Origin of the sequence: Chimaeribacter arupi, from assembly GCF_002858805.1 — a bacterium.
Lineage (GTDB): Bacteria > Pseudomonadota > Gammaproteobacteria > Enterobacterales > Enterobacteriaceae > Chimaeribacter > Chimaeribacter arupi.
The window spans coordinates 208650-223473 of the sequence record NZ_PJZI01000001.1 but is presented as its reverse complement, the minus strand read 5'-3'; the positions used below and the strand labels follow the sequence as shown (position 1 = coordinate 223473).

Below are 14824 nucleotides of genomic sequence, written 5' to 3'. Positions count from 1 at the left end.
TTTCTCCTCAGCGCCCAAGATAAACCTCAATCACCTGCTCATTGGCCTGTACCTGTTGCAGCGAGCCTTCCGCCAGCACCTGCCCCTGGTGCAGCACCGTGACATAGTCAGCGATGGTTTCCACAAAGCCCATGTCATGCTCTACCACCATCAGCGAATGTTTACCGGCCAGCGAGCGGAACAGCTCGGCGGTGTACTCGGTTTCTGCGTCAGTCATGCCGGCGGCCGGTTCGTCGAGCAGCAGCAGGTGCGGCTCCTGCACCAGCAGCATGCCAATCTCCAGAAACTGCTTCTGCCCGTGCGAAAGCAGCCCGGCCGGGCGGTGGCGCTCGGCGGCCAGCCGCAGGGTGGTGAGCATCTCATCGATGCGGTCACGCTGTTCGCCGCTCAGCCGGGCGCGCAGCGATGCCCAGACGGACTTATCCGCCTTCTGCGCAATCTCCAGGTTTTCAGAGACCGTCAGCGCCTCAAACACCGTGGGTTTCTGGAATTTGCGGCCAATACCGGCCTGGGCAATCGCCATCGGCGCCAGGCGGGTGAGGTCGGTGCGCTGGTCAAAGGTGACGCTGCCGCTCTGCGGCCGGGTTTTGCCGGTGATCACATCCATCAGGGTGGTTTTGCCTGCGCCGTTGGGGCCGATAATGCAGCGCAACTCCCCGACACCGATCTGCAATGAGAGATCGGTCAGCGCGCGGAAGCCGTCAAAACTGACGTTAATCTTCTCCAGCGACAAAATCGGGTCACGCTGGTGGCGGTATTTGTCGGCCGGTTGCGGCTGGGTAAACAGCGGTTCAGTGATCATGGCGTTGCCCCCGTTTTTTCCGGCGTAACAGCCCGATCACACCCTGCGGCAGGCAGAGCGTCACCAGAATGAACATCCCGCCGAGGAAGAATTGCCAGTATTCCGGCATCGCCACGGTGAACCAGCTCTTGGCCCCGTTAACAATCCCGGCACCCAGCAACGGCCCGACCAGCGTGCCGCGCCCGCCAAGCGCCACCCAGATCGCCGCCTCAATCGAGTTGGTCGGGGACATCTCGCCGGGGTTGATGATGCCGACCTGCGGCACATAGAGCGCCCCGGCCAGCCCGCACAGCACGGCGGAGAGCGTCCAGACAAACAGCTTAAAGCCGCGTGGGTCATAGCCGCAGAAGGTCAGGCGGTTTTCGGCGTCACGCACGGCGGTCAGCACCCGGCCGAATTTGCTTTTCGCCAGCGCAAAGCCCAGCGCCAGGCTGGCGGCCAGCAGCAGCACCGTCGCGACAAACAACCCGACACGGGTGCCGGTGGCGGTGACCGGGAAGCCGAGCAGGGTGGTGAAACCGGTAAAGCCGTTATTGCCGCCGAAGCCGGTTTCATTGCGGAAGAACAGCAGCATCCCGGCGTAAGTCAGCGCCTGCGTCATGATCGAGAAATAAACCCCTTTGATTTTCGAGCGGAACGCGAAGAAGCCAAACAGATAGGCCAGCCCTCCCGGCACCAGCACGATCAAACAGAGCGCCCAGGCAAAATATTGCGTCCCGGCCCAGAACCACGGCAGTTCCGTCCACGACAGGAATGACATAAACGCCGGCAGGCCGTCACCTGCGGCCTGGCGCATCAGGTACATGCCCATCGCATAGCCACCGAGGGCAAAAAACAGCCCGTGCCCCAGCGACAGCAGCCCGGCATAGCCCCAGACCAGATCCAGCGCGATCGCGACGATCGCATAACAGAGGATCTTGCCGAGAAGTGTCAGGGTATAGGTGGAGATCGCCAGCGGGTGCGCCGCCGGCAACAGCGCCAGAAAAGGCAGCGCCAGTAACCCCAGCAGCGCCAGCGTGCCGAGGCTCAGGGTCAGGCGAGGCGCTTTCTGCACGCCGGTTAAGGTCAGTGGTTGTGTCATCAGTCAGTCACCCGGCCCTTGAAGGCGAACAGCCCCTGCGGACGTTTTTGGATAAACAGGATAATCAGCGCCAGAATCAGGATCTTGCCCAGCACTGCGCCCATCTGCGGCTCAAGGATTTTATTGACGATCCCCAGCCCAAACGCCGCCACCACGCTGCCCGCCAGTTGGCCGACGCCGCCCAGCACCACCACCAGGAATGAATCGATGATGTAGCCCTGGCCCAGTTCCGGGCCGACGTTGCCGAGCTGCGACAGCGCCACGCCACCCAGCCCGGCGATGCCGGAGCCGAGGCCGAAGGCCAGCATGTCGATACGGCCGGTCGGCACGCCGCAGCAGGCGGCCATCGCCCGGTTCTGGGTCACGGCGCGCACGTTCAGCCCGAGGCGGGTTTTATTCAGCAGCAGCCAGGTCAGCGCCAGTACCAGCAGCACAAACCCAATCACCGCAATGCGGTTCCACGGCAGCACCAGGTTCGGTAACAGCTGGATGCCGCCGGAGAGCCACGCCGGGTTGGCGACTTCCACGTTCTGCGCGCCGAACAGCATCCGCACGCCCTGGATCAGCATCAGGCTGATGCCCCAGGTCGCCAGCAATGTCTCCAGCGGGCGGCCGTAGAGATGGCGGATCACCGTGCGCTCCAGCGCCATGCCGATCCCGGCGGTGATAAAGAACGCCACCGGCAGGGCCGCCAGCGGGTAGAGCGCCAGCCAGCCGGGCGCGTAGTGCTGGAACAACGACTGCACCAGCCAGGTGGCATACGCGCCGAGCATCAGCATTTCGCCGTGCGCCATGTTGATCACGCCCAGCAACCCATACGTAATCGCCAGCCCGAGTGCCGCCAGCAGCAGAATCGAGCCGAGCGACAGCCCGGTAAATGCCTGGCCGAGCAGGTCACCGATCAGCAGCCGGTGCTGGATCTGCGCCAGGCTCTCCGCGGCGGCCCGGCGCACGGCGGCGTCAGGTTCGGTGCGGGCATCGGTCAGCGGTTGCAGCCGCGCCTGGGTGTCCGGGTCAGCCGCGTCACCAAGCTGCCGGACCGCGTTCAGCCGCACCTGTGGGTCGGCGTCGGCCAGGTGCAGGTTAGCGATCGCCAGTACCAGCGCCGCATGGACATCCGGGTCTTTTTCCTGCGCCAGCCGCGCCGTGAGCAGCGGCAGCTGGTCAGGCTGCGCCTCCCGTTGCAGCGACGTCGCCGCCTGCAACCGGGTGGCAGTATCGGTGCTGACCAGCCGGTGTGCGGCCAGCGCATTGGCGATCAAAATCCGCAACCGGTTGTTCATCCAGACTTTTTTGGTGCTGCCCACCGGTGCGGCGCTGCCTTCCAGCGGCGTCAGGGTATCGCCCTGGCGGGTGAAGGCGTGTTTTGCCTGGTCAACCACTACATTTTCCTGCTTCAGCGCCTGCAACAGCGGCAACCGCGCCGGCTGCGGGTCGGCTGCCCATGCCTGTAACAGCGTCGCCTGCCGGCTGCGGTTGGCGGCGGCGAACTCGTCCGCCGGGCCGGCCTGTACCAGCCACGGCAGGCAGCCGAGCGTTGCTATCAGCAGGCGCATCATGAAAGGGAGTCGCATCAGAGATCTCCTGTGCGGGCCGGGCGAACCCGGCCCCGGTCGGTTACTGGCCGCTGGTTTTCACCGGCGTATCCGGTTTTTTGTCATTGCCGGGAATGTACGGGCTCCACGGCTGGGCGCGAACCGGCGCATCGGTCTGCCACACCACGTTGAACTGGCCGCCCGGCTCAATCTCGCCAATCATCACCGGTTTGTGCAGGTGGTGGTTGGTCTTGTCCATCGTCAGGGTGAAGCCTGACGGCGCGGCGAAGGTCTGCCCGGCCATCGCATCACGCACTTTGTTGACGTCGGTCGTGCCCGCTTTTTCCACCGCCTGCGCCCACATATGGATGCCGACATAGGTCGCTTCCATCGGGTCGTTGGTCACCGCGGAGGCGGCATTCGGCAGGTTGTGTGCTTTGGCGTAAGCTTTCCATTCGGTGACAAACGCCTGGTTGGTCGGGTTATCGACTGACTGGAAGTAGTTCCAGGCCGCCAGGTTGCCCACCAGCGGTTTGGTGTCGATGCCGCGCAACTCCTCTTCGCCCACGGAGAAGGCCACCACCGGCACGTCGGTGGCTTTTACGCCCTGATTTGCCAGCTCTTTATAGAACGGCACGTTGGAGTCACCGTTGATGGTGGACACCACCGCGGTTTTGCCGCCGGCGGCGAATTTTTTGATGTTGGTGACGATGGTCTGGTAGTCGCTGTAACCGAACGGCGTGTACACCTCTTCGATGTCTTTGTCCTGCACGCCTTTGCTGTGCAGGAACGCCCGCAGGATTTTGTTGGTGGTGCGCGGGTAGACGTAGTCCGTGCCGAGCAGGAAGAAGCGTTTGGCTTCGCCGCCGTCTTCACTCATCAGGTACTCCACCGCCGGGATCGCCTGCTGGTTCGGCGCGGCACCGGTATAGAAGACGTTCGGCGACATCTCCTCGCCCTCATACTGCACCGGGTAGAACAGCAGGCCGTTCAGCTCCTCAAACACCGGCAGCACCGATTTGCGCGACACCGACGTCCAGCAGCCGAACACCACGGCCGCCTTGTCCTGCGTCAGCAACTGGCGCGCTTTCTCGGCGAACAGCGGCCAGTTGGAGGCCGGGTCGACCACCACCGGCTCAAGCTTTTTGCCGAGCACGCCGCCTTTGGCGTTGATGTCATCGATGGTCATCAGCGCCACATCCTTGAGCGGCGTTTCAGAGATCGCCATCGTGCCGGACAGCGAATGCATGATGCCGACTTTGATGGTGTCAGCGGCCTGAACGCCGAACGCCAGGCCAACACTGACCATAGTGGCGGAGAGGGCGAAAGCCTGGATAACGCGACGAGGTTGCATAAAACGCACTCCTGATGAAGGTGAAAGTAAAGGCGCGCGGAAACCCGCTCACGCCCTGCCTGCCGCAGCAGGCGGTGATGTTCCCGCGCGGGCAGCGCGGTGTTATGGTGCCGCGCCGGTGGCGCGGGGTCGTGTTGCGCTAACTGCGCCGGGCGGGGCGCGCCCCAGGCTCCTCCTCTGCACCGGGTGGTGCCGTGCGTGCCTCATGCAGCCGGTGCAGGGTGATTTTGCGCACCTCCGCCTTGCTGACGGCGATGTGGTCATGCAGCAGGCGCTGCGCCTCGTCGGTGCGGCGCTGCATAATGGCGTGCAACACCGCGGCGTGCTCCCGGTAGGTGGCGTCAACGCGCGCACCCTGGGTGAAATCGAGCCGCCGGATGATGCGGATCTTCTCGGTGATATCGCGGTGAATGCGCGCCATTTCCCCGTTGCCCACCGCCTCCACCAACGCCATGTGGAACGTCTCATCAAAGCGCGACACCTCCGCGCCGTCCGGCAGCGGCGGCTGGTCTACCCAGAAATCCACCACCGGCAGCAACAGCGCGGGCAATGTCTCGCCGTGGCGGGCGCAGAGCCGTTTCACGGCTTCCAGCTCCAGCACAATCCGCAGGTCATACAGCTGTTCGAAATAGGCGAAATCGAACGGTTTCACCTGCCAGCCGCTGCGGAAATGCACCTCGACATAGCCTTCGCGCTCCAGCCAGAACAGCGCCTGCCGCACCGGCGTGCGGCTGGCCGCCATCCGCCCGGCGATTTCGCTCTCGCTGAAGCGGTCACCGGGCAGCAGGCGAAAGTCAAAAATCTCCTGTTTCAGTTGCTGGTAGATCCGTTCCGCCAGCCCTTCCGGGCGGGCTTTGGTGGGGTGTCCCGCAAGTTGCATACGCATCCTTAAGGGGCCGGTCTGCCCGGCCCGTCTCCGTTATGAGGCCGCCGTATCCAGCCACAAAAGGGCATCGCCGGGGCCAACCGGCCGGCCGGGGCGGCAGCGGATCTGCGTCACTGTCCCGGCGCAGGGCGCGTAGACTGACAGCTCCATTTTCATCGCCTCGACCACAATCAGCGGTTGCCCTTCGCGCACCACGTCGCCCGGCGCCACCAGGATTTTCCAGACGTTGCCGTTGAGATCGGCACTGACCAGCTGCCCTTCGCCTTCCTGCTCCTCCACCGGTTGCGGGCGGTTGGCGGCATCGGCCACGGCGGCGCTCTCCTGGGCCTGCCAGTGCGCCACTTCGGTGGTAAAGGCGGTGTGCTGCCGGGTGCGGAATGCGTCGATATCGTCGGCGTTCTCCGCCAAAAAGCGGGTGTATTCAGCGAAATCAAACTCACCCGGCTCAATCTTCACCCCGGCGCGCCCTTCGCGGAACGCCTCGCGGAAGGTGTCCAGTTCTGCCTCGCTGACCGGGTAGAAGCGCACCTGATCAAAGAAGTGCAGCAGCCACGGCTCGCCGGGCGCGAATTGCGGATTTTTGAGGAATTTGTTCCAGATCGGCAGCGTGCGGCCCACCAGCTGATAACCGCCCGGCGAATCCATGCCGTAGATGCACATGTACATTCCGCCGATGCCCACGGTGCCTTCGGCGGTGTAGGTGCGCGCCGGGTTATATTTGGAGCTGAGCAGCCGGTGGCGCGGGTCGAGCGGCACGGCGCAGGGCGCGCCGAGGTAGACGTCACCCAGCCCGAGGATCAGGTAACTGGCGCTGAAAATGATGTCGCGCACGTCCTCGCGGCTCGCCAGCCCGTTGATGCGCTGGATGAAATCGACGTTGTTCGGCAGCCACGGTGCCTGTTCCCGCACGGTTTCGCGGTAGCGTTCCACCGCGCCCAGCGTGGCGGAATCTTCAAATGCCATCGGCAAATGCACGATGCGCGTCGGCACTTTCAGCGTGCTGACGTCGCCCAACTGGTTTTCCAGCGTCAGCAAGAGCTGGAGCAGCGCCGACTGGCTGAGGGTGCGGTTGTCATAACGGATTTGCAGCGAGCGCACGCCGGGGGCGAGTTCGGCAATGCCCGCCACCGCCGCTTCGCGGATCGCCTGCATCAGCAGGTAAAGGCGCAGCCGCAGCGCCAGATCGAGCACGTTGTCGCCATATTCCAGCAAAATGTAGCTGTCACCCGCCTGCCGGTAGACCACGGACGGGCGTTCTACCGTGGCGGGCAGCGTGGCCAGAATCGCCGCCGACGGCGTGGTTCCCGGCAGCAGCGACGGCACCGGCAGCGCCAGTGCCTCAACCGGGCTGAGGGCGGCAAGGGTGCCCGCCTGCGCCTGTTCCAGCGCCTGTGCCTGCTCAATGCTTATCGGGTGGAAGCGCAGGCGGTCGCCCGGTTTCACCTGCCCGACTTTCCACAGCTCGGCGTTGGCAATGGTCACCGGGCAGACGAAGCCGCCGAGGCTTGGCCCGTCACGGGTGAGGATCACCGGGAAATCGCCGGTAAAGTTGATCGCGCCGATGGCGTATTCGCAGTCATGCACGTTGGAAGGGTGCAGCCCGGCCTCGCCGCCATCCTGCCGCGCCCACGTGGGTTTCGGCCCGGTCAGGCGCACGCCCAGCCGGTTGGAGTTGTAATGCACCTGCCACTCGGCCGCGAAAAAGTCCGCGATTGATTCCGGCGTGAAGAAATCCGGCGCGCCGTGCGGCCCGTACAGCACGCCGATGTGCCACAGGCTGCCGTAGTGCGGCAGCAGTGCGGTATCGGCGGCCTGCGGCGCGTCAGTGGGTGCCGGGGTGGTGCAGGCGGGCAGGTGTGGCTGGGAGATCGGGAGCAGATCCGCCACCCGCAGCGTGCGCCCGGCGTGGCCGCCAAACTCACCAAGGGCAAAGGTCGCGCGGCTGCCGAGATAGACCGGTACGTCCAGCCCGTTGCGCACCGCCAGATAGGTGCGGCAGCCGTGGCGCGCACGGCCGAGCGTCAGTGTCTGCCCGGCGCTGACCGCCACCGGTTCGGCATAGCGCACCGGTGTGCCGTCAAGGTCGGCCGGGCAGTCGGCCCCGGTCAGGGCGATCAGGGCATCCGCATGAAAGCGCAGCGTCGGCCCCTGGAGGGTAAACTCCAGCCCGGCGGCGTCCGGGTGGTTGCCGACAATCCGGTTCGCCAGCCGGAAGGCGAAATCATCCATCGGCCCGGACGGCGGCACGCCGATATCCCAGTAGCCCAGGCGGCCGGGGAAATCCTGCACGCTGCTGTAGGTGCCGGGTTGCAGCACCTCAATCGCCTGCGGGCGGTAGGTGAAGCTGTCGAGCATCCGCGTCCAGACGTCACCGTGGCGGAAGGCGTCGGTGGCGACGATCTGGCGCAAATAATCGAGGTTGGTAGCGATGCCGTGCAGCCGGGTGGCGTTGAGTGCCGCCGTGAGTTTTTCCAGCGCCTGCGTGCGGTGCTCACCATACACAATCAGCTTGGCGATCATCGGGTCGTAGAATGCCGACACCTCGCTGCCGGTCGAGACCCAGCCATCCACCCGCACACCTTCCGGGAAGTGCACATCGGTCAGCACGCCGGGGCTGGGCTGGAAATTGCGCAGCGGATCTTCTGCATATAAGCGCACCTCTATCGCCGCCCCGTGCGGCGCCCGCGCCAGATGCAGCCAGTCCGGCGCGTCACCTGCCGCCACCTGCAACATACAGTCGATCAGGTCGAGGCCGGTGACCAGCTCCGTGACCGGGTGCTCGACCTGGAGCCGGGTATTCACTTCCAGGAAATAGAACGCCTCCTGCGCGGCGTCGTAGATGAACTCCACCGTCCCGGCGCTGCGGTAGTTGACCGATTCGCCCAGCGCCACGGCAGCCCGGTGCAGCGCGGTGCGGGTTGCTTCCGGCAGGTGCGGCGCGGGCGTTTCCTCAATCACTTTCTGGTTGCGGCGTTGCAGTGAGCAGTCACGTTCGCCCAGTGCCACCACGCGGCCGCTGCCATCACCAAAAATCTGCACCTCAATGTGGCGCGCCCGGTCGATAAAGCGCTCCAGGAAGACGCCGTCATCACGGAAAAACTGCCCGCCGAGCCGCCGCACACTCTCCCAGGCGTTCCGCAGCGCGTCTGCGTCATCACAGCGGGTTAAGCCAATGCCGCCGCCGCCCGCGGTGCTTTTCAGCATGACCGGGTAGCCAATCTGTTCCGCCGCCGCCAGTGCCGCACCGAGATCCGGCAACAAGCCGGTGCCGGGCGTCATCGGCACCCCGGCGGCGGCAGCCAGCTCCCGTGCGCGGTGCTTCAGGCCAAATTCGCGGATCTGCCGGGCGGTCGGGCCGATAAAGGCCAGCCCGGCGGCTTCGCAGGCGTCAGCAAACTCTGCGCTCTCGGATAAAAACCCGTAGCCGGGGAAAATGGCCTGCGCGCCGCTTTGTTTCGCCGCCGCGAGGATTTTGCCGATGTCGAGATAACTGTCGGCGGGTTTCTCACCGCCGAGTGCGACGGCGATCTCCGCCTCGCTGACGTGCGGTGCATTGCGATCCGGGTCGGCATACACCGCCACGCTGGTGATGCCGCGTTTTTTCAGGGTGCGGATGGCCCGGCAGGCGATTTCGCCGCGGTTAGCGATCAAAACAGTGGTGAACATGGCGCAGTTCCTCAGGACGCGGTGGAGGGAGAGAGGCTGCTGAGGTAATTGCGCCAGCCGCCAAAGGAGGTGATCTCCTGCGCGCCGTTCAGCGCCGCAAGCTCGCAGATAAACCCTTTTACCCGGCGGCCGTCCGCCAGTTCCAGCGTGCCGATGCCGAGCGGCGCAGGAATTTCCGCCACAAACTCGCCGAAGCGCGCCAGCGGCATCGCCCACAGCTCGACCGTGATGGCGCTGCCGCCCTCATCGCGGACCAGGCCGGGTTTGGGCGGCTGGGTGCCGGGCAGGGCGAACAGGCGGTAATGGGCGGCGGTGGTGGTCTGCGCCAGTAACACCGCGCGGCGGGTGGTCAGCTGGTGGTTGAGCGGCATCCCGGTAAGGTGTGCGCCCACCACCGCCACCTGCACCACGCCGTCGGTGGGCGGCAATGGCGGGGTGAGATAAGCGGGCGGCAGCGGCCGGCCGGTGGCCCCCAGCGGCAGGGTCAGGCTTTGTTGCCAGCGCCGGCCGAAGTGCGCCAGCGCGGCGTCATGCCAGGCAGGGGCGATCAGCGTGATCCCGGCGGGCAGGCCGTCTTCACGCAGGGAGGCGGGCAGGGCCAGCGCGCTGAGGTCAGCCAGGTTGGTGAAGTTGGTATAGGTGCCGAACTGGGAATTGAAGCGCACCGGCTCCTGTGCCATTTCGTCGAGTGTGCGGAGGGTGGGCGAGGTCGGCACCACCAGCGCATCAAAGGGGGCCAGCGCATCATTGATCTCACGGGCCAGCTCCGCCCGCAGGTATTCAGCGCGCCAGGCATCACAGGCGCTGTAATTTTTGCCGCCGGCAATAATGCCGCGCACCACCGGATCCATCGCCTCCGGCTGCTCATCCAGCAACGCGCCCACGGCCACGGTACGTTCGGCGACCCACGGCCCCTGATAAAGCTGCTCAGCCAACGCACGGAACGGGCTGAAATCGACGGTTTCCAGCGTCACGCCGCAGGCTTTCAGCTGCGCCAGCGCGGCGGCGAACGCCTGCTGGTTCTGCGTATCGCCGAAGAACGCCAGGCTGTCCGGCACCGCAAAGCGCGGGGCGGCGGGCATCATCGCCGGGGCAGTGTGTGGGTTGCGGCGTGAATAGGCATCGGCCGCGTCATAACCGCCTGCGGCCTCCGCGACCGTCAGCGCATCCGTGACTGTCAGGGCGAACACCGAGACGCAGTCATTCAGCCGGCAGGCGGGCACCACGCCCCGGTTGGAGAGCCAGCCTTTGGTGGGTTTCAGCCCGACAATATTGTTAAACCCGGCCGGGACGCGGCCGGAACCGGCGGTGTCCGTGCCGAGGGCAAAAGCCACCAGCCCGCGCGCCACCACGGAGGCCGAACCGGCGCTGGAGCCGCCGCTGACGTAGGCCGGGTTAAAGCTGTTACGGACTGCGCCGAACGGCGAGCGGGTGCCGACCAGGCCGGTGGCGAACTGGTCGAGGTTGGTTTTGCCGAGCACAATGGCCCCTTTGGCGCGCAGGTTCGCCACCACCGCGGCGTCACGCTCTGCCTGATAGGTGAACGCCGGGCAGGCGGCGCTGGTGGGCCAGCCGCCGACGTCGATGTTGTCTTTGACGGCAAACGGCACGCCGAACAGCGGGAAGGCCGCCAGATCGCCGCCCTGTGCTTCCAGGCGTTGCAATAAAGCTTCGGTCTGCGCGTTAAGCTGTTCCACCGTGGCGCGGTAAATCCAGGCGTTGTCCTGCGCGTCCAGCCCGGTGAGCACCTCATGTAATGTGGTGAAAAGCGTTTCCGGCGCGGCGCGGTAGTGCTCGCGATAGTGCTGTTGCCATTCATCAAGGGTAAAGCCGTTATAAGGAGTCGGTTGCATCTGCTGAATTCCACCCTGTACACAAGTTTGAATTCACCAGAGCAAAGCGCGTGCCACAATGTAACTGTTTGTTATAAAGCGGATATTTTTGAGGGTAGGCAAAAGGGCGGGACGCGGTGCACCAGCGCTGAACATTTTTTGCGCGCTGAAGGCGCACACCAACAAAGTGCCGGATTCACGCTGGGCGGGCTATGATGATCACCATCATTGACTCAGCAACGGTGGAAGGGCATGCGGTTTCGGGCATTCAGGAAGAGGGTAAAACGCCTGACAATTTTGGTGGCGGTCGCGGCGGTGACGCTGTTTACGGTGCGGGTATATGACACCCAGCGTGGCCCGGCACTGGAGCCGTGGCACACAGAAGCGCCGCCGGAGCTGGAGGCGGATGCGCTGGATCACACCGATTGGGCCGGCTACCTGAAAGCCGAGCAGCGGGCATTTGATGACGTCTACCGAAATGTGACGCAGAAACTCGACAGCAGTGAACGCGTGCCGCTCAACCGCTATTTTGAGGGCAGCCCGATCTACCCGGAGCATTTCCGCCAGGACTGGAACCGCTCTTATGAGCTGGTGCCGCCGGGCCGGCCGCGCGGCGCGGTGGTGATGCTGCACGGGCTGACCGATTCCCCCTACAGTTTGCGCCACCTGGCGGCGCACTACCGGGAGCAGGGCTGGCTGGTGGTGGGGATCCGGTTGCCGGCGCACGGCACGGTGCCGGGCGCGCTGTCCCGCGTCAGCTGGGAAGACTGGCTGGCCGCCACCCGGCTGGCGGTGCGTGAGGCACGGGCAAAAGCGGGGCCGGATGCGCCGCTGCAACTGGTGGGTTTTTCCAACGGCGGAGCGCTGGCGATGAAATATACGCTGGATGCCTTGCAGGATCGGGCACTGCCGCGCCCGCAGAGGGTGATCCTGATTTCACCGATGATAGGAGTGACCGCCTTCGCCCGCTTTGCCGGGATCGCCGGTTGGCCCGCCGTGTTCCCGCCGTTTGCCAAGGCCGCCTGGCTCAGCATTCTGCCGGAGTTTAACCCGTTCAAATATAACTCGTTCCCGGTTAACGGCGCGCGCCAGTCCTGGCAACTGACCCAGGCGCTGCAACAGCAGATTGCGGCGGCGCAACGCAGCGGGCAACTCGCACAGTTGCCGCCGGTGCTGACGTTCCAGTCGGTGCTGGATTCCACCGTCAGCACCCGCGCTGTGGTGGATGCCCTCTATAACCGGTTACCGGCCAACGGCAGTGAACTGGTGCTGTTTGACATCAACCGCCGGGCGGATTTCGGCCCGCTGCTGCGGCCGGATGCAGATACCGCGATCGATACGCTGTTGCCCCCGCCGCCGCGCCGTTACACCACCACCATCATCAGCAATGGCCCGCAGGAGACGGCCAATGCCGGGGAGTCCGCCGTCGCCGCCACGCTCAGTGCCGGGCAGCGGGTGCCGCAACAGCAGGTGCTGGGCATCCCTTACCCGCCGGAGATCTATTCGCTGTCCCATGTGGCGCTGCCGTTCCCGCCGGATGACTCGCTCTATGGCCGCACGCCCACGGCACCGCGCCAGTTCGGCATCAGTTTCGGGACGCTGGCATCGCGCGGCGAGCGCGGGGCGCTGGTGGAGAGTATGGATGCGCTGATGCGCATCGCGTCAAACCCGTTTTACCCCTATCTGCTGGCGCGGATTGATCAGGGCATCACTCAGGAGTGAGGGCGATCGGCGTTCAGGTAGGCGCGTTCGGTGTCCCGGAACCATTGGGCTGGGACGTTGTACGGCGGCTGGTGCAGGCTGTCGAGCGCCTGATCGATGATCTTCCGGGCGCGCTTCCACAAGGTTTTGTTGCCCTCTTTCAGCACCTCAAGCTGTAGCCGTTTCTCGATCAGGTAAGTTTTGGCAAACTCGGCATCACATTTCAGGATTTCATCGAGGTTGTCGATCAGATCGGCCAGTTTGATGGTTTTGGCCTGCGGGCTGGCCTGCGCAGTATGGCGGCGGTCGAGGTTTTTCCGCTGGATGCGGTCACCTTCGTCGGGCTGGCTGGCGTTGGTCAGCATCCCGACCAGTGTGGCCACCTCCGGCCCGAATTCACGCTCAATGTCCTGAAGGGTGGTCGGGGTGTCTTCCACCGTGTCATGCAGCCAGGCGGCGGCCAGCATGGCTTCGCTGTGCGGTACCCGGCTGACGATCTCCGCGACGGCGCGCGGATGCACAATGTAAGGATCGTCCGTATACTTGCGTCGTTGGTTAATCCCGGCGTGGGCTTTGCCGGCAAATAAACGGGCGCGTTCAACTAAAGTCGTCATGAATTTCTCCCTTTATCCCTGTGGCGCGGCCTGCATCAGCAGGCAAGAAACATGCACGCCTCTCTATCATTTACGTAAAAGAAGACAGGTTCACGCAGAAGAAGGCGGCTCATACGCTTTGTGACTTCTTTCAAGATAGCGTGGTTTACCGGATTACGCTGCCGGCAGCCCGCTTTTTCAGAGCAGGCTGAGTGGCGCGTACAAATCTGCGTCATGAATGCTTGCTATTATATCGCACACTATCTATATTGGCACTATGAACAAGAAAACAGATGATGCATTGCCCGATCTGCCGCTGATGCACCTCGACCAGCAGATGTGTTTCGCGCTCTATTCCGCCAACCTGGCGTTGCACAAAGTGTATCGCACGTTGCTGGCGCAACTTGGCCTCACTTACCCGCAATATCTGGTGATGCTGGTGCTGTGGGAGCGCGATGGCGTCACGGTCTCTGAGATTGGCGAACGGCTGTTCCTGGACTCCGCCACCCTCACGCCGCTGTTGAAACGGCTGGAGAGTGCCGGGCTGCTCTCGCGCCGCCGTGCCGCCGCGGATGAGCGCCAGGTGATGATTACCCTGACCGACGCCGGGCGTGGCTTGCGCGCGCAGGCACAGTCGGTGCCGGAAGCGGTGGCCTGCGCTGCCGCGTGCAGCACTGAGCAGTTGAACGGCATTAAGCAGCAACTGGAGTTGTTGCGCAGCAACCTGTTGAAAAAAGGCTGAACCGCTGCCCGTCCGGCAACGCGCTTTAGCGCCGGGCGGGATGTAAAAACCGCGACATCGCGGCGCGCTGTTCTATACTTAGCTTGTCAGTGCTATTTGAATCGCACACGATTTAATCGTGAATATTTGCACCATCGCCCGGCCCCGGCCGGTTCTGTTCCTACCTGAAGAAGGAAATGTGTATGTCTATCGAAAAAGTTGTCTACCAGGCCCATGCTAAAGCTACCGGCGGCCGTGACGGCCGTGCCACCTCGTCAGATGGCGTGCTGGATGTGAAACTGGGCGTGCCGAAAGAGATGGGCGGTGCAGGCGGTGAAGCCACCAACCCGGAGCAGCTGTTTGCCGCCGGTTACTCGGCCTGCTTCCTGGGTGCGCTGAAATATGTGGCGTCACAAGAAAAAGTGAAAATCCCGGCCGAGGCGCAGATTGAAGGCACGGTGGGTATCGGCCCGGTGCCGACCGGCTTTGCGATTGAAGTACAACTGGACATCAGCCTGCCGGGCGTTGAGCGCAGCGTAGCAGAAGATCTGGTGAAGAAAGCGCACGTGGTGTGCCCTTATTCCAATGCCACCCGCGGCAATATTGATGTGACGCTGAACATCAAATAAGGCTGATTTCGAAAATAAAAACAG

12 protein-coding genes are annotated in these 14824 nt (G+C 64.1%); 4 read left to right on the top strand and 8 right to left on the bottom strand.

Going from position 1 to position 14824, the window contains the following annotated elements:
• Nucleotides 1-7 precede the first annotated feature (7 nt).
• The 7 genes from urtD to atzF form a co-directional block, all read right to left on the bottom strand.
• Complete coding sequence (urtD, locus tag CYR52_RS00920) at nucleotides 8-802, bottom strand: urea ABC transporter ATP-binding protein UrtD (protein ID WP_175558134.1); 795 nt, start codon at nucleotides 800-802, stop codon at nucleotides 8-10.
• Nucleotides 792-1883 (bottom strand): urea ABC transporter permease subunit UrtC, encoded by a 1092-nt coding sequence (gene urtC / locus CYR52_RS00915; protein ID WP_101827788.1) that lies wholly within the window; start codon nucleotides 1881-1883, stop codon nucleotides 792-794. The genes urtD and urtC overlap by 11 nt, the downstream gene beginning before the upstream one ends.
• Complete coding sequence (urtB, locus tag CYR52_RS00910; RefSeq protein ID WP_241522374.1) at nucleotides 1883-3442, bottom strand: urea ABC transporter permease subunit UrtB; 1560 nt, start codon at nucleotides 3440-3442, stop codon at nucleotides 1883-1885. The genes urtC and urtB overlap by 1 nt, the downstream gene beginning before the upstream one ends.
• Nucleotides 3443-3500: 58 nt before the next feature.
• Nucleotides 3501-4772, bottom strand: a complete 1272-nt coding sequence (urtA, locus tag CYR52_RS00905) for an urea ABC transporter substrate-binding protein (protein WP_072927689.1) — start codon at nucleotides 4770-4772, stop codon at nucleotides 3501-3503.
• 139 nt (nucleotides 4773-4911) lie between these two features.
• Entirely contained in the window at nucleotides 4912-5652 is a 741-nt protein-coding gene (locus CYR52_RS00900; protein ID WP_101827786.1) for a GntR family transcriptional regulator, read from the bottom strand.
• Between the two features lie 39 nt (nucleotides 5653-5691).
• Nucleotides 5692-9324 carry an urea carboxylase gene (gene uca / locus CYR52_RS00895; protein WP_072927685.1) on the bottom strand — a complete coding sequence of 1211 codons (3633 nt, stop codon included), beginning with the start codon at nucleotides 9322-9324 and terminating at the stop codon, nucleotides 5692-5694.
• An 11-nt stretch (nucleotides 9325-9335) separates the two neighbouring features.
• Entirely contained in the window at nucleotides 9336-11177 is a 1842-nt protein-coding gene (gene atzF / locus CYR52_RS00890; protein WP_101827785.1) for an allophanate hydrolase, read from the bottom strand.
• 191 nt (nucleotides 11178-11368) lie between these two features.
• Here atzF and CYR52_RS22985 point away from each other — a divergent pair, with 191 nt between their 5' ends.
• Together CYR52_RS22985 and CYR52_RS00885 are read left to right on the top strand one after the other, a co-directional pair.
• Nucleotides 11369-11500: a hypothetical protein gene (locus CYR52_RS22985; RefSeq protein WP_277621911.1), complete on the top strand. Its 132-nt coding sequence runs from the start codon at nucleotides 11369-11371 to the stop codon at nucleotides 11498-11500.
• Complete coding sequence (locus tag CYR52_RS00885) at nucleotides 11472-12878, top strand: alpha/beta hydrolase (RefSeq protein ID WP_241522371.1); 1407 nt, start codon at nucleotides 11472-11474, stop codon at nucleotides 12876-12878. Before CYR52_RS22985 ends, CYR52_RS00885 begins: the two co-directional genes overlap by 29 nt.
• Here CYR52_RS00885 and CYR52_RS00880 read toward each other — a convergent pair.
• On the bottom strand, nucleotides 12869-13471 hold the full coding sequence (locus CYR52_RS00880; protein ID WP_072927680.1) for an HD domain-containing protein: 603 nt from the start codon (nucleotides 13469-13471) through the stop codon (nucleotides 12869-12871). The two genes, CYR52_RS00885 and CYR52_RS00880, sit on opposite strands and share 10 nt — an antisense overlap.
• Before the next feature lie 256 nt (nucleotides 13472-13727).
• Here CYR52_RS00880 and CYR52_RS00875 point away from each other — a divergent pair, with 256 nt between their 5' ends.
• Nucleotides 13728-14192: a MarR family winged helix-turn-helix transcriptional regulator gene (locus tag CYR52_RS00875; protein ID WP_072927679.1), complete on the top strand. Its 465-nt coding sequence runs from the start codon at nucleotides 13728-13730 to the stop codon at nucleotides 14190-14192.
• Between the two features lie 182 nt (nucleotides 14193-14374).
• On the top strand, nucleotides 14375-14800 hold the full coding sequence (locus CYR52_RS00870; RefSeq protein WP_072927677.1) for an organic hydroperoxide resistance protein: 426 nt from the start codon (nucleotides 14375-14377) through the stop codon (nucleotides 14798-14800).
• Nucleotides 14801-14824 lie beyond the last annotated feature (24 nt).